This is a genomic window from Pseudomonas sp. TE31087, assembly GCF_057284075.1.
Genome location: NZ_JBXVNN010000001.1, coordinates 1,752,129 through 1,772,861, shown reverse-complemented (window position 1 = coordinate 1,772,861; position 20,733 = coordinate 1,752,129). Strand labels below are relative to the sequence as shown.

20 protein-coding genes are annotated in these 20,733 nt (G+C 64.3%); 10 read left to right on the top strand and 10 right to left on the bottom strand.

The genetic code is table 11. The features are described from left to right. Nucleotides 1–151: 151 nt before the first annotated feature. The 3 genes from ACZ899_RS08175 to feaR all read left to right on the top strand — a co-directional run bounded on the left by ACZ899_RS08175 (nt 152) and on the right by feaR (nt 3,525). Nucleotides 152–1,651 (top strand): APC family permease, encoded by a 1,500-nt coding sequence (locus ACZ899_RS08175; RefSeq protein WP_234562914.1) that lies wholly within the window; start codon nt 152–154, stop codon nt 1,649–1,651. Further along, entirely contained in the window at nt 1,632–2,195 is a 564-nt protein-coding gene (locus ACZ899_RS08170) for a DUF3156 family protein (protein ID WP_234562915.1), read from the top strand. Before ACZ899_RS08175 ends, ACZ899_RS08170 begins: the two co-directional genes overlap by 20 nt. Nucleotides 2,196–2,559: 364 nt before the next feature. Then, nucleotides 2,560–3,525 carry a transcriptional regulator FeaR gene (feaR, locus tag ACZ899_RS08165; RefSeq protein ID WP_234562306.1) on the top strand — a complete coding sequence of 322 codons (966 nt, stop codon included), beginning with the start codon at nt 2,560–2,562 and terminating at the stop codon, nt 3,523–3,525. A gap of 157 nt (nt 3,526–3,682) precedes the next feature. Here feaR and ACZ899_RS08160 read toward each other — a convergent pair whose 3' ends face one another. From ACZ899_RS08160 to ACZ899_RS08145, 4 genes are all read right to left on the bottom strand, one after another. Next, nucleotides 3,683–4,048, bottom strand: coding sequence for a cupin domain-containing protein (locus ACZ899_RS08160; RefSeq protein ID WP_050705511.1), 366 nt, complete (start codon nt 4,046–4,048; stop codon nt 3,683–3,685). Between the two features lie 30 nt (nt 4,049–4,078). Continuing rightward, nucleotides 4,079–5,377 (bottom strand): NAD(P)/FAD-dependent oxidoreductase, encoded by a 1,299-nt coding sequence (locus tag ACZ899_RS08155; RefSeq protein WP_234562305.1) that lies wholly within the window; start codon nt 5,375–5,377, stop codon nt 4,079–4,081. A gap of 375 nt (nt 5,378–5,752) precedes the next feature. Next, complete coding sequence (gene cprA, locus ACZ899_RS08150; RefSeq protein ID WP_234562304.1) at nt 5,753–6,910, bottom strand: cationic peptide resistance protein CprA; 1,158 nt, start codon at nt 6,908–6,910, stop codon at nt 5,753–5,755. 376 nt (nt 6,911–7,286) lie between these two features. Next, a complete protein-coding gene (locus ACZ899_RS08145) occupies nt 7,287–8,117 on the bottom strand; it encodes an alpha/beta fold hydrolase (protein WP_203646978.1) in 831 nt (276 codons plus the stop codon). A 117-nt stretch (nt 8,118–8,234) separates the two neighbouring features. On the opposite strand from ACZ899_RS08145, the gene ACZ899_RS08140 reads away from it, so the two are divergent. Beyond that, nucleotides 8,235–8,675 carry a MerR family transcriptional regulator gene (locus tag ACZ899_RS08140; protein WP_203646976.1) on the top strand — a complete coding sequence of 147 codons (441 nt, stop codon included), beginning with the start codon at nt 8,235–8,237 and terminating at the stop codon, nt 8,673–8,675. Between the two features lie 118 nt (nt 8,676–8,793). Here ACZ899_RS08140 and ACZ899_RS08135 read toward each other — a convergent pair whose 3' ends face one another. Next, nucleotides 8,794–9,747: an acetoacetate decarboxylase (ADC) gene (locus tag ACZ899_RS08135; protein WP_234562322.1), complete on the bottom strand. Its 954-nt coding sequence runs from the start codon at nt 9,745–9,747 to the stop codon at nt 8,794–8,796. Between the two features lie 207 nt (nt 9,748–9,954). Here ACZ899_RS08135 and ACZ899_RS08130 point away from each other — a divergent pair, with 207 nt between their 5' ends. The 5 genes from ACZ899_RS08130 (at nt 9,955) to ACZ899_RS08110 (ending at nt 14,472) form a co-directional block, all read left to right on the top strand. After that, nucleotides 9,955–11,181 (top strand): NADH:flavin oxidoreductase/NADH oxidase family protein, encoded by a 1,227-nt coding sequence (locus ACZ899_RS08130; RefSeq protein ID WP_234562303.1) that lies wholly within the window; start codon nt 9,955–9,957, stop codon nt 11,179–11,181. Between the two features lie 56 nt (nt 11,182–11,237). Then, a complete protein-coding gene (arfB, locus tag ACZ899_RS08125) occupies nt 11,238–11,651 on the top strand; it encodes an alternative ribosome rescue aminoacyl-tRNA hydrolase ArfB (protein ID WP_050705520.1) in 414 nt (137 codons plus the stop codon). Between the two features lie 166 nt (nt 11,652–11,817). Beyond that, on the top strand, nt 11,818–13,359 hold the full coding sequence (gene katB, locus ACZ899_RS08120) for a catalase KatB (RefSeq protein ID WP_234562302.1): 1,542 nt from the start codon (nt 11,818–11,820) through the stop codon (nt 13,357–13,359). A 200-nt stretch (nt 13,360–13,559) separates the two neighbouring features. Beyond that, a complete protein-coding gene (locus ACZ899_RS08115) occupies nt 13,560–13,868 on the top strand; it encodes a hypothetical protein (protein WP_234562301.1) in 309 nt (102 codons plus the stop codon). 55 nt (nt 13,869–13,923) lie between these two features. Beyond that, nucleotides 13,924–14,472 carry a hypothetical protein gene (locus tag ACZ899_RS08110; RefSeq protein ID WP_234562300.1) on the top strand — a complete coding sequence of 183 codons (549 nt, stop codon included), beginning with the start codon at nt 13,924–13,926 and terminating at the stop codon, nt 14,470–14,472. Nucleotides 14,473–14,800: 328 nt separating this feature from the next. Here the strand turns inward: ACZ899_RS08110 and ACZ899_RS08105 are convergent, their stop codons facing one another. After that, on the bottom strand, nt 14,801–16,024 hold the full coding sequence (locus ACZ899_RS08105) for an MFS transporter (RefSeq protein WP_234562299.1): 1,224 nt from the start codon (nt 16,022–16,024) through the stop codon (nt 14,801–14,803). 144 nt (nt 16,025–16,168) lie between these two features. Between ACZ899_RS08105 and ACZ899_RS08100 the strand changes: the two genes are divergently transcribed. Then, complete coding sequence (locus ACZ899_RS08100) at nt 16,169–17,101, top strand: LysR family transcriptional regulator (RefSeq protein ID WP_232855361.1); 933 nt, start codon at nt 16,169–16,171, stop codon at nt 17,099–17,101. Between the two features lie 33 nt (nt 17,102–17,134). On the opposite strand, the gene ACZ899_RS08095 is transcribed toward ACZ899_RS08100, so the two are convergent. The 4 genes from ACZ899_RS08095 to ACZ899_RS08080 form a co-directional block, all read right to left on the bottom strand. After that, on the bottom strand, nt 17,135–18,040 hold the full coding sequence (locus ACZ899_RS08095) for a MurR/RpiR family transcriptional regulator (RefSeq protein ID WP_234562298.1): 906 nt from the start codon (nt 18,038–18,040) through the stop codon (nt 17,135–17,137). Between the two features lie 78 nt (nt 18,041–18,118). After that, nucleotides 18,119–18,883 (bottom strand): ABC transporter ATP-binding protein, encoded by a 765-nt coding sequence (locus ACZ899_RS08090; RefSeq protein WP_234562297.1) that lies wholly within the window; start codon nt 18,881–18,883, stop codon nt 18,119–18,121. A 19-nt stretch (nt 18,884–18,902) separates the two neighbouring features. Next, the gene (locus tag ACZ899_RS08085; RefSeq protein ID WP_234562296.1) at nt 18,903–20,015 is read right to left on the bottom strand and encodes a succinylglutamate desuccinylase/aspartoacylase family protein; all 1,113 of its coding nucleotides are present in this window, start codon (nt 20,013–20,015) and stop codon (nt 18,903–18,905) included. 9 nt (nt 20,016–20,024) lie between these two features. Continuing rightward, nucleotides 20,025–20,723 (bottom strand): ABC transporter permease, encoded by a 699-nt coding sequence (locus ACZ899_RS08080; protein WP_186714582.1) that lies wholly within the window; start codon nt 20,721–20,723, stop codon nt 20,025–20,027. Nucleotides 20,724–20,733: the final 10 nt, after the last annotated feature.

Sequence of the window (20,733 nt, the reverse complement as noted above, 5' to 3'; positions counted from 1 at the left end):
GGCAAGACCCCGCCTGGGAGGAGGCCGCAAAGTGAAGGGGTAATGCCGGCAATGGGTGTCAAGCTCATCGCGGGGCAGGCCCGGCGTTCGCCAGCACTTGCGGCGCGCCGGGCAAGCGATCATCTTTCCCTCGTCCACCCAGGGCCTACCCATGACAATAAACAATAAGCTCACCGAGCACCTCAACCGTGGCAGCGTCGGCTTTCCCACCGCGCTGGCCAGCACCGTCGGCCTGATCATGGCCAGCCCCGTGATCCTCACCGCGACCATGGGTTTCGGCATTGGCGGCAGCGCCTTCGCCGTGGCCATGGTGATCGCCGCGGTGATGATGCTGGCGCAGTCGACCACCTTCGCCGAGGCGGCGGCGATCCTGCCGACCACCGGCTCCGTCTACGACTACATCAACTGCGGCCTGGGTCGGTTCTTTGCGATCACCGGCACCCTCTCGGCCTACCTGATCGTGCATGTGTTCGCCGGCACCGCCGAGACCATCCTCTCCGGGGTCATGGCCCTGGTGAACTTCGAGCACCTCAACACCCTGGCCGAGTCGGCTGGCGGATCCTGGTTGCTGGGAGTGGGCTTCGTGCTGGTGTTCGGCGTGCTCAACGCTTTCGGCGTAAGCGCCTTTGGCCGTGCCGAAGTGGTGCTGACCTTCGGCATGTGGACCACGCTGATGGTGTTCGGCGTGCTTGGCCTGATCGCCGCGCCAGCCGTGGAGCTGGAAGGGCCGTTCGGCGTGTCGCTGGTTGGCACCGACCTGATGACCATCCTGTCGCTGGTGGGCATGGCCATGTTCATGTTCGTCGGCTGCGAGTTCGTCACCCCGCTGGCGCCGGAACTGCGCCGCTCGGCCTGGGTCATGCCCAAGGCCATGGCCCTGGGCTTGTTCGGCGTGGCCAGCTGCATGTTCATCTACGGCGCGGCGATGAAGCGCCAGGTGGAGAACGTCGTGCTCGACGCCGCCAGCGGCGTGCACCTGCTGGACACGCCCATGGCCATCCCGCACTTCGCCGAGCAGGTGATGGGCGATATCGGACCGGTGTGGCTGGGCATCGGCTTCCTCTTCGCCGGCGCCGCCACCATCAACACGCTGATGGCCGGGGTGCCGCGGATTCTCTACGGCATGGCGGTGGACGGGGCGCTGCCCAAGGTGTTCACCTACCTCCACCCACGCTTCAAGACGCCGCTGCTGTGCATCCTGGTGGTGGCGCTGATCCCGTGCCTGCACGCCTGGTACCTGGGCGGCAACACCGACAACATCCTGCACCTGGTGCTGGCGGCGGTGTGTGCCTGGAGCACCGCGTACCTGCTGGTGACCCTGTCGGTGGTGATCCTGCGCATCCGCCGCCCGGACCTGCCGCGGGCCTACCGTTCGCCGCTGTTCCCGCTGCCGCAGATCGTCTCCAGCATCGGCATCCTGCTGGGCATGTGGTTCATCACCCCGCCGGGGATGAACCCGGCCGATGTCTACCTGCCGTTCGCCGTGATGCTCGGCGCCACTGCGGCCTATGCGCTGTTCTGGACGCTGTGCGTGCAGAAGGTCAACCCGTTCCGCCCGGCGCGGGTCGAGGACGTGCTGGAGAAGGAGTTCGCCGCCGAGCCCGGTCATTCTCACAACGAGCAGGTGCAGCATGTCGGCAAGCTGGCTTGAACACCTGACCGGCCCGCGCGCCCCGGCTGGATACCGGCCTGGGGCGACCTTGCAGCGGGTGGGGCGAAACCTGGGATTGACGGATTTGCAATCCGCAACATCGTTTACCTACCGCGAGGATGGCCCTCGGATCGAAGTACGTGAGCGCACCGAGAGTCATCTGCTGATGCACCTGGTGATGTGCGAGTTCATCCTGCGCGTGCCTGCCCGCGACCAGGGCAGGTTGCGGGCGGAACTGCACCACACCGGCGCGCTGCGCCGCAGTGGTGTTACCTGCCGACGGCGGGGCGGCGACCAGGCCTTGTTCGAGCGCCTCGACGCGCGTCTCGCAGCGGTTCACGCCATCCTGATGCCCCTGGATTTCAAGCGCCTGGCCATCGATTGCCAGGACGGCCAGTGGCAGGTAACCCTAGAGCACATGGGCGCCAGCGAGGTGGTCAACCGGATGCCCGCCTTGCGCCGCTACATTCCCCTCGACGCTGAACAGCGCAAGCACCTCTGGCAGGTATTTGATGCGTTGGAGCGCATGCTTCGCGATCTTTGAACCTGGGGCCGCTTCGCGCCCCTTTCGCGGCACAAGGCCGCTCTCATGGAACAAAACATAATTCTTTGATTTGACTGGGTAGCGTGGGAGCGGGCTTGCCCCGCGATGCGGTGTATGGCACCGGCTTCGCCGGTGTTCGCGGGGCAAGCCCGCTCCCACGCTGGAACTCTGTTTCCTGCGCGACAGCAGCCCGTAAGGGCTGTGTAATCTCCTACAGACGATCGCCTCCTCCTGTAGGAGCGGCCTTGTGCCGAGAAGCGCTCCCACCGTCCTAAAGCCTCCTGCGAACGATGACAGTTGTACGCTCATTGATAACATGTTAACAATTAGCGCATAACAACAACGCCCGCGTGTGGAGGTTGCCATGCCCCAACCCGTCACTCAGTGCAACGCCAGACCCGCCCTGGACGGCCTGGAGCGCTGGACCACGGCCATGCAGAAGGTCTGCGGCCGGTTCCAGACCGAACTGGCCTTCAACCGCTCGCTGTTCATCGGCGAGATCTCGACCTACAACCGCGCCGGTCTGGCCCTGGCCAACTTGCGTACCAACGCCGGCACCATCCGCCGCTTTGGCGACAACCCCGACCGCGACGACGACCAGCATTGCTTTTTGGTCAGCCAACGCATGGGCTACTCGCAGATCACCCAGGACGGCGTGAGTATCCAGCTGTCACCGGGCGAGCTGCTGCTGATGGATTCGGTAGGCCCGTGCGAGATCACCCCGTTCGGCCTGATCGAGCATGTCTCGCTGTCGCTGTCCCGCGAGCAGGTGCGCAAGCACGTGACCGGGCAGGGCGCGACCTTCGGCAAGATTTCCTCGACCAACGCCTGCGGGCGCATGCTGCACCTGCTGATGGACCAGTTGTGCCGCGAGGGCGACGAGGCCGGGGCAACCCAGGGCGAGGCGCTGCAGGCGGCGTTCATCGCCTTGCTGGAGCCGGGTTTCGAGCGCGGCGACGACAATCCCGGGTCGCTCGCCGGGCTCAGCGGCGCCAGCCTGCGCGGCTACGTGCAGAAGGTCATCGACGAGTCGCTGGGCCAGCCGGGCCTGACCCCGGCCAACCTGGCCGAACGCCTGAGCATCTCGGTACGCCACCTGTATCGCCTGTTCGAGGAGGAGGGCGACAGCGTCTGTCGCTACATCCAGCGCTCACGGCTCAAGCGCAGCGCGGACGACCTGTCCAACCCGTTCCTCAAGCGCGAGTCGATCACCTCGATCGCCTACAAGTGGGGGTTCACCGACTCGGCGCATTTCAGCCGGGCATTCAAGAAGCATTTCGAGCAGTCGCCGAAGGATTTCCGGGCCATGGCCCTGAAGCCGGGGCGGTAATGGTCATCGCGGGGCAAGTCGCATCGGCGCACCGCCGCTCCCACAAGGTACTCATCGAACCCGTGGGAGCGGCGGTGCGCCGATGCGACTTGCCCCGCGATAGTATTAATCTGCCTGACGAGGATGTATCCGCGGCCGCTATCGCGGGGGCGTTTCGTCAGGCAATCGCCAGGTAATGCTTGACGAAGGTCTCGCTCAGCACTTCCCACAGCACCGGCGTGCCCTTGGTCACGAACCAGGCATCGCCTGCCTTGTACCGAGTCACCTGACCGGTGGATTCATCGGTCAGCTGGATCTCGCCGGTCACGATCACCGCCTGCTCGCTGAACGGGTAGACCATGCGGAACTTGCCCTGGGTGGTGCCGAAGTAGGCGCTGCTGACCGGGTCGGTGGGGGCGCCATGGGTCATCTTGCCGTAGCACTTGACCTCGCCTTCGAGGATGGTCGAGCCGAGGTCGGCAACGGTGCCCCAGGCGTCGAGTTCGGACAGTTGCACACCCTGGCGGACGGCGGTGAGGGTCATGGTGGTTCTCCTGGTGTTGTTCAAAAGGAATCAACGGCGGCCGTTGAAGAAGCCCGACAGCTGATGCACGGTCTTGCCGGCGGTCAGCAGCAGCGGGCGGATGTGGTCCTTGCCGAGGATGCGCGCATGCTTGACCGAGCTGATCAGCTCGTAGCGGCTGGAGCCTTCGCTCATGCCTTCGGCGAGGATCTTGCAAATGATGTGGCTGGGGGTGACGCCGAAGCCCGAATAGCCCTGCACGTAGAAGGCGTTGGGACGGTTGCTCAGGGTGCCGATCTGCGGGAACAGGTTGGCGCTGGTGGCCATCGGTCCGCCCCAGGCCAGGTCGATGCGCACGTCCTTGAGGTAGGGGAAGATCTTCAGCATCAGGTTGCGGTTCCAGGCCTTCAGGTCCTTCGGGATGTGTTCCACGAACGGGGTGGCGGCGCCGAACAGCAGACGGTTCTCGCGGGTGACGCGGTAGTAGTCGATCACCGGGCGGATGTCGCTGTAGGCACCGCGGATCGGGCTGATGCGCAGGATCTGCTCGTCCGACAGCGGTTCGGTCATCAGCTGGAAGGCGTAGGTGTTGACGGTGCGCGCATGCAGCTCGGGTTCGAGCTTGTTGAGGAAACTGTCACAGGCCCACAGCAGTTTGTTGGCCTTGACCGAGCCGCGTCCGGTGCGCACGGTAATCCGCTCGCCGTAGTGCACCTCCAGGGCCGGGCTGTGCTCGAAGATCCGCGCGCCGTGGCCGACCAGGGCCTGGGCTTCGCCGAGCAGCAGGTTCAGCGAATGCACGTGGCCGCCGCCCATGTGCAGCAGCGCGCTGCTGTAGGCGTCGGAGCCGATGATCTGCTTGACCTCCGAGCCGGCGAGGAAGCGGATCTCATCCTTGCCGTTGATCGCCTTGAAGTCTTTTTCCCAGGCGCGCAGGGTCTTTTCCTGGCGGGCGTTGAAGCCCATGTAGCCGTAGCCGTGGCAGAAGTCGGCGTCGATCTGGTAGCGGGCGATGCGCTCCTTGATGATGCCGGCGCCCAGTTCGCTGATCTCGAAGATCTCGCGCAGGCCTTTCTCGCCGACGCTGCCCTTGATCTTCTCCAGGTCGTGGCCGATGCCGGCCATGATCTGCCCGCCATTGCGGCCGGTGCCGCCGAAGCCCAGGTAGCGGGCTTCGAGCACGACGACGTTGGTGATGCCTTTCTCGGCCAGTTCCAGGGCGGTGTTGATGCCCGAGAAGCCGCCGCCGATCACCACGACATCGGCGTCGATGTCGCTTTCCAGGGTGGGGAAGCTCAGGTTGTACTTCTTGGTGGCGGTGTAGTACGTGGGCGTTTCGATGTTGATCATGGCGCAGCCTGGACAGTTGGAATTGTTGGACAGCAGGGCTTGCACAAGCGCTGGCGGTTGCAGGCATTGAGCACCTAACGACAGGTAGGTGTCTTGCCTGGGGCTGCCAGGGTTTTGCTTCAGGCTGCCAAGTGTGTCCATCTCTGAGGGCGTACGGCGACAGCATGACCTCCACAGGAGGTGTGGTGATCATGCGCCTCATGAACATGTTAAGTAAATCACCGCCAGCGGCTGCATTCCCTGTAGGAGCGGCCTTGTGCCGCGAAAGGGCTGCGCAGCGGCCCCAGGATCTCAGCGTAGAGGCAGAATTCGCTGGGGCCGCTGCGCGGCCCTTTCGCGGCACGAGGCCGCTCCTACAGGGATGGCGAATGGCTTTTACTTGAAATCCCACTGCATCTGCGTGGCGATGCTCACACCGCTGGACGACCTGACGCACACGTCCAGGTAGTCGGTGAAGCGTGGCGGCACGGCGATGCCTTCTTCCAGCAGCCGGCTGTTGTCGAACAGGTAGTTGAGGTCGGCGAAGCCGCTGTACAGGCGCAGTGCGCGCAGCACCAGGCGCGGGTTGGCCGGGCCGATGCGGGCTTCGAAGCGGCTGGCCAGCGACTTCAGGTCGTCGACATCGACCTTGCGGTAGCGCTCGCCCACTGGTTGCGCGCCATTGGCCAGGGCGAAGGCTTCGTCGATCTCGGCGAAGGTGCAGGCCGAGTGATGGCCGGCGGAGATGTGGTACAGGTCGTGACTCAGGCGTGGCTTGAGGGTCAGGCCGATCAGCGCCTCGGCGCAATAGTCCACCGGGATCACATCGATCTGTTCGTCCAGGCCGCAGGTGAAGCTTTCCAGGGCGAAGCCCATGCGGAACACCCAGAAGATGCTGCCCGACGCCTGGCAACCCAGGCTGCGGTGGCCGACCACGATGGACGGCCGCGCCACCACCAGGGGCAGGGCGGGCAGCTCCTCACGCAGACGTCGCTCGATCTCAGCCTTCGAGGCGGTGTAGTCCACCAGCTGTTGGGCGGCCTCGGGGAATTCCCAGGACTCGCTGATTGGCGACTCGCGCTGCGGGCCGCAGCACATGGCGGTGCCCACGTGCAGGAAGCGCTTCAGGCGCGCGGAGCGGCTCAGCACCTGGGCAAAGGCGAAGGTGCCCTCGACGTTCACCGGCCAGATATTGGGGTTCTTCGAGAACGACGCCACGGCGGCGCAGTTGATTACCCTGTCGACCTGCATCAGCCGCGGGGTCTCGCGGGCCAGCCAGGCGGTGTCGAGGAAGTCGCCGCAGATGATCTGCGACTCGCTCAGCGCCAGTCCCTGGCGCTCATCGACGCCATGCTGGCGCAGGTTGTCGCGCAGGCGTTGCAGGCCCTGGACCGGGTTGTCGGCGCGGACCAGGAAGCACAGGGCGCCGGCATGGCCTTCGGCGATCATCCGGGCGGCGACGGCGCCTCCGAGAAAACCTGTGGCGCCGGTCAGCAGGATACGTTCCTGGGTTGAAGGGACAGCGTCGAGCGCGACGGTGGCAGGGGTGTTCATAGGTTTCCTCGGTCAATGACGGGCCCGGCTTACACCCCGTGAAGGGGTGTAGAAGTCGTGTGAAAGTTGGGCCGAACAGCAGTTTCAGGCGCACAGCCATACGCACTCTTGAGTCAAGAGAAGGCAGCCGTACCTGGTTGGTTTGAAACCACCATGCCCAGGTAACGCGGGACGTTACCAGGGGCAGGGGTATTTAATTGTCTGGCCCGTGGCCTGTTAATTCAATTAACAGTTGTGGCCGATATGGAGGTTTTTGGTGAAAGTATTTTAATGGGTGTTGAACAGCTGTAAGTGCGCGTAGCCAATATGTAAAAAGTTTTAAAGTTGTTGCTCGATCAAGTACTCGTTGGGGGCGCGGCGGCCCCCGACGGGTATCTCAACTGCGCAAGAATGCCAGCAGGTCCTTGTTGATCACGTCGGCGTGGGTGGTCGGCATGCCGTGGGGGTAGCCCTTGTAGGTCTTCAGGATGCCCTTGGGCAGCAGCTTGGCCGACAGCGGCCCCGAGTTCTCGTAGGGCACGATCTGGTCGTCGTCGCCATGCATCACCAGCACCGGGACGGTCACTTTCTTCAGCGACTCGGTGAAGTCGGTCTGGGAGAACGCGACGATGCCGTCGTAGTGTGCCTGGGCGCCGCCCATCATGCCCTGGCGCCACCAGTTGAGGATCACCCCCTGGTCCGCCTTGGCCCCGGGGCGGTTGTAACCGTAGAACGGCCCCGCCGGGATATCGTGGTAGAACTGCGCCCGGTTGGCTTTCAGCTGGGCCTGCAGATCATCGAACACCGACTTGGGCAGCCCGCCGGGGTTGCCGTCGGTCTTGACCATCAGCGGCGGAACCGCGGCGATGATCGCGGCCTTGGGCACCTTGTCTTCGGGATGGCGGGCCATGTAGTGGATCACCTCGCCACCGCCGGTGGAGTGGCCGACATGGACCGCACCCTCGACGCCCAGGTGCTTGACCACGGCGGCCACATCGTCGGCGTAGTGGTCCATGTCGTGGCCATCCCAGACCTGGCTCGAACGACCGTGGCCACGGCGGTCATGGGCGACCACGCGATAGCCTTCGGCGACGAAGAACAACAGCTGGGCATCCCAGTCGTCGGCGCTCAGTGGCCAGCCGTGGTGGAAGAAGATCACCTGGGCGTTACGGGGGCCCCAGTCCTTGTAGAAGATTTCGACACCGTCTTTGCTTGTGACGTATCCCATTTCGCTTCTCCTGTCTCTAGGGTGTGGAGCGGGCAGGCCGGTGATGGTTCACCTGGCCACCGGACAACTCTAGGATTAAAGTGCGCTTGAAGGTCAATGCAATTTCAAAGGTGCCGGATGAGAATAGGAGAGTTGGCCAAACTTACCGGGCTGGCTGCGTCGCGCATCCGCTTCTACGAAGCCAGCGGGCTGATCAGCTCGGTCGAACGCAAGGCCAATGGCTATCGCGACTACGACGCCGACGCGGTGTGGGTGCTGGAAATGATCACCAACGCCCAGGCTGCCGGGTTCTCGCTGGAGGAGATCCGCCAGTTGCTGCCTGCCAAGAGCAAGGGCTGGCAGCATGACGAACTGCTCGGCGGGCTCAGGCGCAAGGTCGAGGAGATCGAGCGGCTGCAGGAACGCCTGGCGCGCAACAAGGCGCAGTTGCTGCTGGTGATCGAGGGGATCGAGAGCAAGCCTGAAGGCATGCCCTGCGTGGACAACTCGCAACGGGTGCTGGAGCGGCTGCGCGAGGAGCTTGCCCAGGACAAGGCCCGGCAAGCTACTGACTTGTAGGAGCGGGCTTGCCCCGCGAACACCGGCCTCGGCCGGTGCCATGCCACTGCATAGTCATGGCCGGCCTCATCGCGGGGCAAGCCCGCTCCTACAGGAATCGAGCACCGTCAGTTCCGTCTCAGTCGCTCGAGCCCAGCGCCGCCAGCGGCCTGGGTGCATACAGCGCGCTCTGGAACTCAGGCACATACTCGTACTTGACCATCCGTCCCAGCTGCAGATCGCGGATATAGCGCGACAGCTCGCCATCCCCAAGCACCAGCTGCGCCGAATCCCCGCTCATGCTCGAGGCATGCAGGGTCTGGCGCGAGGTGGCGTAGCCGTAGGCCAGTTGCCCCTTGTGGTCGAGGTTGGTGAAACTGTTGGTCACCAGGCCCGGTTCAGCGGACAGCCCCTCGAGTTTCTTCGCCCTGAAGATCACGTCCACCTTGCCGCTGCGCGCATCGCCGATGTCGTAGGTCACCGCCCGCGCATCCTCGCGGCGGTCGATCGCGGTCAGCCACTTGGGCAGGTTGTAGCCCACCACGCCGCGCACCCGCGCCAGCTCGGTATTGACCGGTAGCTTGAGCACATAACCCCAGAAATCCTTGGCCATCGACTGGCCAAGCAGGGAGAAGGGCCCGAAGTTCGCCTTGCCGGGCTTGCTGGTGATGATCGACAGGGCGATCTCGTTGTAGCTGTCGTTGTCGCAGTAGTCGTAGGTGTAGGCGGTAAGCGCCACCAGCCCGCGCCCCGGCCACACCTGCAACGGTTGCACTTGTTCCAGCACTTCGGCGGGCATCAGGGCGCGCAGGCGGTCCAGGTCGGCGGTATAGACGGCGGTGACGCGGCTGTTCCTGTAGTAGAAGTTCGGCGAATAGGAGGTAAAGCCCATGTCGACCCGGGTCTTCTCCAAGCCCTTGAACCAGCTCAGGTCGATGCCCGGTGCCTCGGCCTGGATCACCGCCAGCGGCGGGTTGGAACGGTAACGGTCGTACAGCCCGCCCTTGAGCACCGGTACCGAGAGCCCCGCGATGTCGATCTGCGTGGTTTCGGCATGTTCAGGGAGGCCATTGGCGGCGTGGGTGACGGGCATCAGCAGGGCGCCGGCCAAGGCGGTTGTGCTTGCGAGTTTCACGGTGCGGTATCTCCAGGGGTGGGTAAGGGCAGTCACTGCGCAATCACCCTAACGTTCAACCCAACTTGAGAGTCAATGATCAAATTTTCGACAATTCAGGGCTTGACCTTAAAGTTGACTTCAAGGCTAACGTCTGCGCAACGCCACTTTCTCGAGGTATTGCCGATGGACGTGTTCTCCTCCCTGACCCTGCCCAATGGCGCGGTCGTCCCCAACCGCATCGCCAAGGCCGCCATGGAGGAAAACATGGCCGATGCCGACCATGCGCCTTCGGACCGCCTGATGCGCCTGTACCAGGCTTGGGCGCAGGGCGGCGCCGGTCTGCTCATCAGCGGCAACGTCATGGTCGACCAGCGCGCCATGACCGGCCCCGGCGGCGTGGTGCTGGAGGATGACCGACACCTGGCGCGTTTTCGCCAGTGGGCCGCCGTTGGCCGCTCGAAGGGTGCGCAGTTCTGGTTGCAGATCAACCACCCCGGACGGCAGATGCCGGCGAGCCTCGGGCAGCAGACCTGGGCGCCCTCGGCCGTGGCGCTGGACCTGGGCAACATGTCCAGGCATTTCTCCACCCCGCGGGCGATGCCTGCCGAGGTAATCGACGAGGTGATCCGGCGCTTCGCCAACTCCGCGCGGCTTGCCGAGCAGGCAGGCTTCAGCGGCGTGCAGATCCACGCGGCCCATGGCTACCTGCTCAGCCAGTTCCTTTCGCCGCTGAGCAACCAGCGCACCGACCAGTGGGGCGGCTCCCTGGACAACCGCGCGCGGCTGCTGCTGGAGATCGTCAAGGCGGTGCGCGCGGTGGTGTCGCCCGGCTTCGCCGTGGCGGTCAAGCTCAACTCGGCGGACTTCCAGCGTGGCGGCTTCAGCGCTGACGATGCCCGGCAGGTGGTGCGCCTGCTCAATGAGCTGGCGGTCGACCTGGTGGAACTGTCCGGTGGCAGCTATGAGGCGCCGGCGATGCAGGGCCAGGCCCGGGATGGCCGCACGCTTGCGCGTGAAGCGTACTTCCTGGAGTTCGCCCAGGACATCCGCACGGTGGCGAAGATGCCGGTGATGGTCACCGGCGGTATCCGCCGTCGACCGGTCGCCGAGCACGTGGTGCAGAGCGGCGTCGAGATGGTCGGTATCGGCACCGCCCTGGCCATCGTGCCGGCCTTGCCCCGTGCGTGGCAGGCGGGGGAGACGGTGGTGCCGGAACTACGCCCGATCACCTGGAAGAACAAGGCGCTGGCTTCGCTGGGCAACATGGCCATGGTCAAGTTCCAGCTGCGCAGGCTGAGCGAGGCCAAGGCGCCCGAGCCCAGGGTATCTCCATTGTGGGCGCTGCTGCGCCAGCAATGGACCGACGCCGTGCGCGCCAGGCAGTACCGGCGGCGCATGGCGCAGGCCTGACACCCCAGGGCGCCAAGGAGATGCGATAATGGCCGCGCTATCACAAGAGGCGCACCATGCTGACCATCTCCAACAACGTGCATCTGCCGGATGCCGAGATCGAACTGACCTACATCCGTGCCCAGGGCGCCGGCGGGCAGAACGTCAACAAGGTCTCCAGCGCCGTGCACCTGCGCTTCGACATCCCGGCCTCGTCGCTGCCCGCGTTCTACAAGGAGCGGCTGCTGGCGCTGCGCGACAGCCGCATTACCGGTGACGGCGTGTTGATCATCAAGGCCCAGCAGTACCGTACCCAGGAACAGAACCGCATCGATGCGCTGGAGCGTCTGGCCGAGCTGATCATCGGCGCCGGCAAGGTCGAGAAGAAGCGCCGGCCGACCAAGCCGACCCTCGGTTCAAAGACCCGCCGCCTCGATTCGAAGTCCAGGCGTGGGACGATCAAGGCGGGGCGCGGAAAGGTGGATTTCTAGGGCTCAATGCAGGACAGCTCTGCTTGCCTATAGCATTCATGAATAAAAAACAGGATTGAAATTACCAATTGCACTGATGAGCAGGATCAATTTAGTGATCGGTCACGGGCTCCTTACCCTTTTCGAGGCGCATCAAGACGCCTGAAAGAACCCTTAGGAGTACCCCATGATCCCTTTGCTCAAGCTGTTCCAACCCGGTCGCCTGCTGGTGGCGGGCAGCCTCGCCGCCAGTCTGCTGTCGCTATCCGTGCAGGCCGCCACCCTGACCCGTGACAACGGCGCGCCGGTCGGCGACAACCAGAACTCGCAGACAGCCGGCCCCAACGGCTCGGTGCTGTTGCAGGACGTGCAACTGCTGCAGAAGCTGCAGCGATTCGACCGCGAACGCATCCCCGAGCGCGTGGTGCACGCCCGCGGCACCGGCGCCCATGGCCAGTTCACCGCCAGTGCCGACATCAGCGACCTGAGCATGGCCAAGGTGTTCCGCCCCGGCGAGAAGACCCCGGTATTCGTGCGCTTTTCCTCGGTGGTGCACGGCAACCACTCGCCGGAAACCCTGCGTGATCCGCGCGGTTTCGCCACCAAGTTCTACACTGCTGATGGCAACTGGGACCTGGTCGGCAACAACTTCCCAACCTTCTTCATCCGCGACGCGATCAAGTTCCCGGACATGGTCCACGCCTTCAAGCCGGACCCGCGCAGCAACCTCGATGACGATTCGCGCCGCTTCGATTTCTTCTCCCATGTACCGGAAGCCACCCGCACCCTGACCCTGCTGTACTCCAACGAAGGCACGCCGGCCAGCTACCGCGAGATGGACGGCAACAGCGTGCACGCCTACAAGCTGGTCAACGCCAAGGGCCAGGTGCACTACGTGAAGTTCCACTGGAAGAGTCTGCAAGGGCAGAAGAACCTCGACCCGAAACAGGCCGCCCAGGTCCAGGGCCGCGACTATAGCCACATGACCCACGACCTGGTCAGCGCGATCAACCAGGGCAAGCTGCCGAAATGGGACCTGTACATCCAGGTGCTCAAGCCCGAGGAGCTGGCCAAGTTCGACTTCGACCCGCTGGACGCAACCAAGATCTGGCCCGACGTGCCGGAGCGCAAGATCGGCCAGATGGTGCTCGAGCGCAACGTCGACAACTTCTTCCAGGAGACCGAGCAGGTGGCCATGGCGCCGTCGAACCTGGTACCGGGTATCGAACCGTCCGAGGATCGCCTGCTCCAGGGGCGCCTGTTCGCCTACGCCGATACCCAGATGTACCGGGTCGGCGCCAATGGCCTGAGCCTGCCGGTGAACCGCCCGCGGGCTGAGGTCAACACCGTCAACCAGGATGGCGCGATGAACGCCGGGCACACCGACAGCGGCGTGAACTACCAGCCGAGCCGCCGCCAGCCGCGTGACGAGCAGGCCGACGCGCGGTACGTGCAGACCCCGCTGAGCGGCAGCACCCAGCAGGCGAAGATCCAGCGCGAGCAGAACTTCAAGCAGGCGGGCGAGCTGTTCCGTTCCTACGGCAAGAAGGACCAGACCGACCTGATCAACAGCCTCGGCCAGGCCCTGGCGACGGCGGACGAGCAGAGCCGCTACATCATGCTGTCGTTCTTCTACAAGGCGGATGCGGACTACGGCACCGGCCTGGCCAAGGTGGCCAAGGCCGACCTCGAGCGGGTCCGGCAGTTGGCGGCGAAGCTCAAGGACTGAGCGGCGCGGACCTGCAGGAGCGGGTTTGTCCGCGAGCACCCGCGAAGCCGGGCGCGTCATAGGTAAATCCGTTTCTCCTCCGATATCGCGGCCCGAGGTTGTAATGATGGCTAAAGAATGTCACCTTCCTGCAGTTGTTGACAATCGTCTGTCTGTCTCAGCGAGCGCAGACTTCATTCTTGTAAGGAAACGTGAACCAAATGACAATTGCCGCCCATGATCTCAAGGAAATGAATCAACTTTTGGAGAGTGGAGTAAATATTTCTGAAATTGCCGAAAAATTTCCGAGCTATGACTACTTGGAGATTTACGGTAGCGTGAATGACTACAGCCTGCTGGGCAGAAAGCGCATTATCACCAATCGCCTGAATTCCATCAAAAAAAGTACTTCAAAGAGCGAGCGGATCGAACTGATTGAAGAGGTTAATAGGCTGGTGATCGAAATGTACGAACTCGCCAAAAGCAATGGGAAGAAGCTGGTGGATATCAGTAAGGTCTTGAAGCGTTAGTTGCCAATGTCTCAGCGATACAAGGTGCAGCCGAGTAGAGGGAAAGCGTAACGCCATGGAAAAAATCGAAAGAGCTCTACGGGCTGATAATATTGATTTCGAGGGGCGAAAAATTAGTGTAATCAGGCGCATCTTATTGGTGATCTCCTGTATTGCTGCTCTGAGTCTTTTCGCTGCATTCATGTCGGTTAACGAAGGGCATCCGGATCTTGGTTTTGGTCTGATGGCAGTGTTCGTGTTCTTGGGAGTCTATGTTTTCATCGCGACATTGGAAACGACCGTCCTGAGAAACCTGGTAGAACTGCGTGCGTCACTCGTGGCCTGGCTGGCGATTTTTTCGTATGTGGCGTTCTTGGCGAAATCCAATGCGGCCATCGCCATCAATGACATATTTCATGTGGATGCTTCGGTTTTCCCGATGACGTTGTTGGCGGTGACCGCGCTTCAGACGCTTGGGATGTTTTTTTGGTTTGTTGTGGCAATTTCTGTGCTCCTGATTATAGTCGCTTGGCTGGGGCGCGATAGTTTTTCAGGCTCCAGGGATGGTGTTGCGATTATTGTAACTATCATAATCAGTGCGGCGGCACAGCTTTTTTTGCACTGATGATCCACGCTTGGATTAATGATGAAGAGCAGAGTCGTAACTCCATCTATCGGATTGCGCATTTTGCTGACTTCAATGCAAGGAACAGTTGCAAGGGAGTTGCAAGTGACGAGCTTGTTGTCTATACGGATGCGCAACGAAGTAAGGTGCTTATAGCGCCCAAGCTCGAGGAACGTGTGGGCTGGAACGCTGACAAGAAGGCCTCGTGGTTGCAGCCTGTGACAATTCCAGATGAGTTTCCGCAACAGGACTGTATCCCGTTGGAAATCAGTCGTTCCGTCGAGGAATCTTTGCCGCCCAATCTGTCCAGCGAGTGGCAGTAGAGGGGTCAAGCCGGGTGGTTGCGCGAGCAACTGCCCCGGGGACCATCGACCACGTGACGATAGGCGCAAAGCGCGGCCAGCATCGCCACCAGCGAGGCCAGCACGCCGATCAGGAATACCGCGGGTACCTCCTGCTGGCGGGCGAGCAGGCCGGCCAGCGGTGCCGTCAGGCCGATGGAAATATCGAAGCAGGCGTCATAGAAACCGATGGCCAGCCCCAGGCTGTGCAATGGCACCGCACGCAGCGCCACCAGCGCCAGCAAGGGATAGATCATCGACACACCGAAGCCGCTCAGTGCCGCCCCCAGCATCGCCTGGGCGGGGCTCGCCGCCAGCCACAGCAGCAACTGGCCGATGGCCTCAATGGCCAGCATCGACAAGGCCATGTCCGGCCCCGCAGTGCTGTCCACCCGAGCGCCGAACAACAGGCGGGCGCAGACGTAACCGGCGCCGAACGCCGCGAGGGCATAGCCGGCGCCGTTCCACTGATGGTGTGCGTAGGTAAGGGTGATGAACGACGACACCGACACATAGCCCACGGTTGCCAGCGCGAACACCAGGCCGGGGCGCCAGATCCGGGCCAGCAGCGCCGCCAGGGGCATCGACGCGCCCGACGCATGGACGAGGCGGGCCGCCGGCGTGCGCAGTGCAACGAGCAGGCCGAACAGCGGAATGATCGCCGTCACCGCCGACACCCAGGCAAAGCTTGCGACTTCACCCAGCTGCGCTGCCACCGCCGCGCCGCAGGCGATGCCGGCGAACATGGCGATGCCGATCCAGGACAGCGCCTTGCCGGCCTGCTCTGCGCCGAACAGGGCGATCGGCCAGGTACTGCCACCGGTAAACAGCAGGCTCTGGGCAAAGCCCATGGCGATTCGCCCGGCGATGACGGCCGCCAGGCTGGCCGCAGGGGTGTCCTGCAGTTGCGCGGCCAGCAGGTAGCAGAGGCCGGAGACCGCGCTGCCCAGCAGACCCAGAACCACCGCCCGTTTCGGGCCGCGACGATCCGCGGCGGTCCCGGCGAAATGACGGGTGAGCAGGGTGGCCAGCGACTCGACGCCCATGACGCACCCCACCATGAGCATGCCGTAGCCCAACTGCCCATGGACCCACAGCGGCACGCTGGCCAGCGGCATGCCCATGGTCATCAGGCCGAGGAACACCGCGGTGGCCACCGGTAGCAAGCGGCCGGTTTCCGTGTGCTGTGCAGGTTGCGTTTCAATGGTCATGGTCCAGGTCCCTGGGCAGGTGAAGGGGGCAGGTAGACGCTTGGGCCCACCTTGCTTTTTGCCGTAGCCTATTGGAGAACCCAGGATTGATCTGGGCGATAAATTCCGCCGGTAGCGGAATTTTCGTCATCAATGGAGTGGCTGATGTACGCATCCGAACGGTTGAAGGGAATCGACGTCTTCGTCGCGGTGGCCGAGATGGGCAGCTTCAGCGCTGCCGCCGGGCGCCTGAGCCTCAGTGGCTCGGCGGTAAGCAAGGGGGTGGCGCGGCTGGAGGCGCGCCTGGGGGCACGATTGTTCAACCGCACTACCCGCAGGCTGTCGCTGACCGAGGCGGGCGCGCTGTTCTACAAGACCTGCACCAGCGTGCTGGCCGATCTGGAAGAGGCCGAGCAGGCCATCTTCGCCGAAAGCGACACCCCCCACGGCAAGGTACGCATCGATCTGCCGGCCGCCTTTGGCCGACTGCATGTGTTGCCGCTGATCGTGGCGTTCACCCGGGCGCATCCGCGGTTGCAACCGCATGTGTCGTTTTCCGACCGCTACATCGACCCGGTGCAGGAGGGCGTGGACATCCTGGTGCGCATCGGCGGCGCGCAAGCCTGGCCTGCGGCCCTGGGGCACCGGTATTTCGGTGCCCAGCGCCTGGCGTTCTGCGCTTCGCCCGACTACCTGGCGCAACATGGCACGCCACAGGACGAGCAAGCCCTGGAGCGCCACCTGTGCATCGGCTATGGCGAGGCCGCAGGTCTGGTCACGCCGTGGTACCTGGGCGGTGGGTTGCCGGGCGAGATCAGGCAGCGGATCGTCCAGCCACACCTGGCCATCGGCGATGGCGAAGGCATGCTCGACACGGTCCTGGCGGGCCTGGGCATTGGCCAGCTGCCGACCTGGCTGACCCGAACGCATATCGAGTGCGGCACGCTGGTCGAGGTGTTGCCGCAGCTCACCTCGCAGGGATTGCCGATGAATCTGGTCTGGCTGAAAAGGCGGGAGGGGTTGCCCAAGGTACGGGCGTTGCTCGATTACCTGTTGCCCCGATTGAGTGCCGAAGGCTGCTCAGGGAGAGCGGAGTAAATTCACGGGGATCTACCCAGCTGTCTGGCGCACCTACTTTCTGCTGAACTTGTCACCTGGCACATGCAGATACGACATCACGCTTTCGGTGAGTTCGGTGGCCAGTTTCACCGCCTCCTTGTTGCGCGCCATGACCCCGGCCACCAGGCCCTCGATCAACGCCAGCACGGCGATGTTGGAGCTGGTCAGCACCGGATGATCGGCGGTGGCATACAGCACGTGACGGGCCAGCGGCGCCAGCGGCGAGGCCGGGGAGTCGGTGATGGCCAGCACGGTGGCCTTGCGCTCATGGGCGAAGCGCGACAGCTGCAGGGTGTCCTGGGAGTAACGTGGCAGGGCGATGGCCAGCAGCACGTCCTGTTCGGTGATCGCGGCCAGGCGGTAGGCGGCGTTCTCGTTGCCGCCTTCCATGCTGATGGCGCAGGTGTCCTTGCAGAACGGCACCAGGGTCGAGGCGGCGAGGCCCGCCAGGTAGACGCTGTTGCCGAACCCCAGCACATAGACCTTGCGCGCCTCGAGCAGGCAGCCGACGAAGGCCTCGAAGGCGTCGGCCTGGTTGTTGCTAGCGGTGGTCGCCAGGTTGCTGCTGGCGCTCTGGATCTGCTCATGCAGGCCGAACTCGCCACCCGGGCGCTGGGCCAGTTCGTTGCGCAGCTTGTCCACCGGCGAGACCATCTGTTGCAGGGTCGCCACCAGCTCGGCTTTCATGCCGCTGTAGCCGCCCAGGTCCAGGGCCTTGGCCAAGCGGTTGACCGCGGCCGGCGAGGTGGCGGTGGCCTGGGCCATCTCCTCGATGGTCAGGGTCGCGGCCTTCAGCGGGTGGCGCAGGATGTAATCGGCGACCTTGCGCAGGGACGGCGGCAGTTCGCCCAGGCTCTGCGACAGCTTGCGCATGACCGCGGAGGCGTAGACGGTGGTGTTCTTGGTATGGCTCGACATCCGGCGCGACGCTCCCTGAAAGTTGCCGGTAGTGTATCCCAAGGCGCCCGGCGGCGGAGCCGTTGAGCGCCCTGGCGCTTACTTCAGGCTGCCGGCGAGGAACTGGCGCAGGCGTTCGGACTGCGGCCGGGCCAGCACTTCGCGTGGGTCGCCGCGCTCCTCGGCCTGGCCCTGGTGGAGGAACAGCAGCTGGTTGGACACCTCGCGGGCAAAACCCATCTCGTGGGTGACCACGACCATGGTGCGGCCTTCCTGGGCCAGGTCCTGCATGACCTTGAGCACCTCGCCGACCAGCTCCGGGTCGAGCGCCGAGGTCGGCTCGTCGAACAGCATCACCTCGGGCTCCATGGCCAGGGCCCGGGCAATCGCCACCCGTTGCTGCTCGCCACCGGACATGTGCGCCGGGTAGGCGTCGCGGCGATGGCCGACACCGACCTTGGCCAGGTAGTGCTCGGCCTTGTCCCGGGCCTCCTTGCGGTTGATGCCGAGCACGTGCACCGGGGCTTCCATGACGTTGTCCAGGGCGCTCATGTGCGACCACAGGTTGAAGTGCTGGAAGACCATGCTCAACCGAGAGCGCAGGCGCTGCAGTTGGCGCGGGTCTGCCGCGCGCAGCCCGCCGCGGGCGCACTCGCGCAGCTTGAGCTGTTCACCGTTGACCAGGATCTGCCCGGCATTGGGTTGCTCGAGCAGGTTGATGCAGCGCAGGAAGGTGCTCTTGCCCGAGCCGCTGGAGCCGATGATGCTGATCACATCACCGGCGTCGGCCTGCAGCGAAACGCCCTTGAGCACCTGGTGGTTGCCGTAGCTTTTGTGCAGGTCGTGGATTTGCAGTTTGTTCATCAGTCGGTACTCGCAGGGGTCAGTCGCTGAGCAAGCGACCTTGGCGGATGGAGGTGCTGCCGGCGACCTTGGCCAGCCACAGGCCGGGCTGGGCGAAACGCAGGCGTTCGCGGGCATAGAGGATGCCGTCGGTGGTGGCCCTGACCACGCTGTGGCGGTCGCTGAGCGGATCGAGCACTTCGAACAGCGGATCGCCGATCCGCACCTGCGCGCCCAGCGGCTGCAGGTAGCTGACCACCCCCGGGTGCTCGGCGTAGGCATACTGCGCGCCGGCGAAGGGCGTGGGTTGGCAGCAGTGTTCCGGCGCGGCCGGCCACGGGCCGCTGATCAGGCCCTGGTCGGCGAGGTAGCCGAGGATCTGCTCGGCGCTGGCCTGGCACTGCTCGCGTTCGGTGTCGGCCATGCCGCGCAACTCGATGGTGGTCGCCACGCAGGCCAGGGGAATCTCGGCCTCGGGGAAGTATTCGCGCAGGTGCAGCCACGGCGCCGCGCAGGCTTCATCGAAGGCATCGCCACCGGCGCCTTCGGCCAGCAGCGCCACTTGCGCGCCGAGGCGGGCGGCGAGCGGGCGCAGCTGGCTCCAGTGCTGCGGCATGGCGTACAGCAGCATCACCGATTCGAAATCGCAGTGCAGGTCCAGCACCAGGTCGGCGTTGCAGGCGTGGCGCAGCAGCAGGCGGCGCAGGCCGTCGAGCTCCGAGTCGGGCGCGGGCAGTTCGTCAAGAAGCTCGAGCATGGCCCGGCGGATGGTTGCCACGTTGGCCTGGCCATCGCTGCCCAGGCGGCCTTCCAGGTGGGCGGCCAGCGCTTCGGTCAGCGCCGGGAAATCGCGATTGAAATTCTTGCCGCTGTTGAACTCGAAACGGCCCTGGTGGGTGGCCTGGAACATCTGGCCGATGCCGATCGGGTTGGCCAGTGGCACCAGTTCGATCACCGCCGCCAGCCGGCCTTGCTCCTCGAGTTCGAGCAGGCGGCGCTTGAGCTCTATGGCCACACGCATCCCCGGCAGCTCGTCGGCGTGCAACGAGGCCTGGATATAGGCCTTGCGCGGGCCGCTGCCAAAGCGCAGCACGCGCAGCGAGCGTTGGGTGCCGCAGGCGCTCCAGGGCAGGATATGGTCGATGTGCTGCATGGAAGCTCCTTAGTGCTTGCGGGGGGCGAGGTAGGCCAGCCAGTGGCGCTCGGCCAGCTTGAACAGGCGCACCAGCAGGAAGGTCAGGACCAGGTAGATCAGCCCGGCGGTGATGAAGGCCTCGAACGGCAGGTAGTAGCGCGCATTGAAGGTCTTTGCCGCGCCGGTGATGTCGACCAGGGTGACGATCGAGGCCAGGCTGGTGGTCTGCAGCATCATCAGCACCTCGTTGCCGTACTGCGGCAAGGTGCGGCGCAAGGCCGAGGGCAGCAGGATGCGCCGGTACAGCGTCAGCCTCGACATGCCCATGGCGCGGGCCGCCTCCACCTCGCCACGCGGCGTGGCGCGCAGGCTCCCGGCCAGCAACTCGGCGCTGTAGGCGCTGGTGTTGATGGCGAACGCCAGGCAGGTGCAGAACGTGGCGCTGGACAGGTAGGGCCACAACGGGCTCTGGCGCACCGCCTCGAACTGGGCCAGCCCGTAGTAGATCAGGAACAGCTGCACCAGCATCGGCGTGCCGCGGATCACATAGGTGTAGAGCCAGGCGGGGTAGCGCAGCAGGCACGCGCGCGAGACCCGCATCAACCCCAGCGGGATCGCCAGGGCCAGGCCGCAGGCCAGCGAGATCAACAGCACCTTGAGGGTCAGGGCGATGCCGTTCAGGTACAACGGCAGGTTCTGCCAGATCAGCGGATAGTCGAGTGTCATCGGGCAGATC

Coding starts and splice junctions, on each gene's coding strand:
- ACZ899_RS08095 (WP_234562298.1), bottom strand. CDS start 18,040: ATGTCGAGCCATACCAAGAACACCACCGTCTACGCCTCCGCGGTCATG.
- ACZ899_RS08160 (WP_050705511.1), bottom strand. CDS start 4,048: ATGACCCTCACCGCCGTCCGCCAGGGTGTGCAACTGTCCGAACTCGAC.
- ACZ899_RS08100 (WP_232855361.1), top strand. CDS start 16,169: ATGTACGCATCCGAACGGTTGAAGGGAATCGACGTCTTCGTCGCGGTG.
- ACZ899_RS08090 (WP_234562297.1), bottom strand. CDS start 18,883: ATGAACAAACTGCAAATCCACGACCTGCACAAAAGCTACGGCAACCAC.
- ACZ899_RS08175 (WP_234562914.1), top strand. CDS start 152: ATGACAATAAACAATAAGCTCACCGAGCACCTCAACCGTGGCAGCGTC.
- ACZ899_RS08105 (WP_234562299.1), bottom strand. CDS start 16,024: ATGACCATTGAAACGCAACCTGCACAGCACACGGAAACCGGCCGCTTG.
- feaR (WP_234562306.1), top strand. CDS start 2,560: ATGCCCCAACCCGTCACTCAGTGCAACGCCAGACCCGCCCTGGACGGC.
- ACZ899_RS08080 (WP_186714582.1), bottom strand. CDS start 20,723: ATGACACTCGACTATCCGCTGATCTGGCAGAACCTGCCGTTGTACCTG.
- ACZ899_RS08155 (WP_234562305.1), bottom strand. CDS start 5,377: ATGATCAACATCGAAACGCCCACGTACTACACCGCCACCAAGAAGTAC.
- ACZ899_RS08170 (WP_234562915.1), top strand. CDS start 1,632: ATGTCGGCAAGCTGGCTTGAACACCTGACCGGCCCGCGCGCCCCGGCT.
- ACZ899_RS08130 (WP_234562303.1), top strand. CDS start 9,955: ATGGACGTGTTCTCCTCCCTGACCCTGCCCAATGGCGCGGTCGTCCCC.
- katB (WP_234562302.1), top strand. CDS start 11,818: ATGATCCCTTTGCTCAAGCTGTTCCAACCCGGTCGCCTGCTGGTGGCG.
- ACZ899_RS08085 (WP_234562296.1), bottom strand. CDS start 20,015: ATGCAGCACATCGACCATATCCTGCCCTGGAGCGCCTGCGGCACCCAA.
- ACZ899_RS08135 (WP_234562322.1), bottom strand. CDS start 9,747: ATGCCCGTCACCCACGCCGCCAATGGCCTCCCTGAACATGCCGAAACC.
- ACZ899_RS08110 (WP_234562300.1), top strand. CDS start 13,924: ATGGAAAAAATCGAAAGAGCTCTACGGGCTGATAATATTGATTTCGAG.
- arfB (WP_050705520.1), top strand. CDS start 11,238: ATGCTGACCATCTCCAACAACGTGCATCTGCCGGATGCCGAGATCGAA.
- ACZ899_RS08115 (WP_234562301.1), top strand. CDS start 13,560: ATGACAATTGCCGCCCATGATCTCAAGGAAATGAATCAACTTTTGGAG.
- cprA (WP_234562304.1), bottom strand. CDS start 6,910: ATGAACACCCCTGCCACCGTCGCGCTCGACGCTGTCCCTTCAACCCAG.
- ACZ899_RS08145 (WP_203646978.1), bottom strand. CDS start 8,117: ATGGGATACGTCACAAGCAAAGACGGTGTCGAAATCTTCTACAAGGAC.
- ACZ899_RS08140 (WP_203646976.1), top strand. CDS start 8,235: ATGAGAATAGGAGAGTTGGCCAAACTTACCGGGCTGGCTGCGTCGCGC.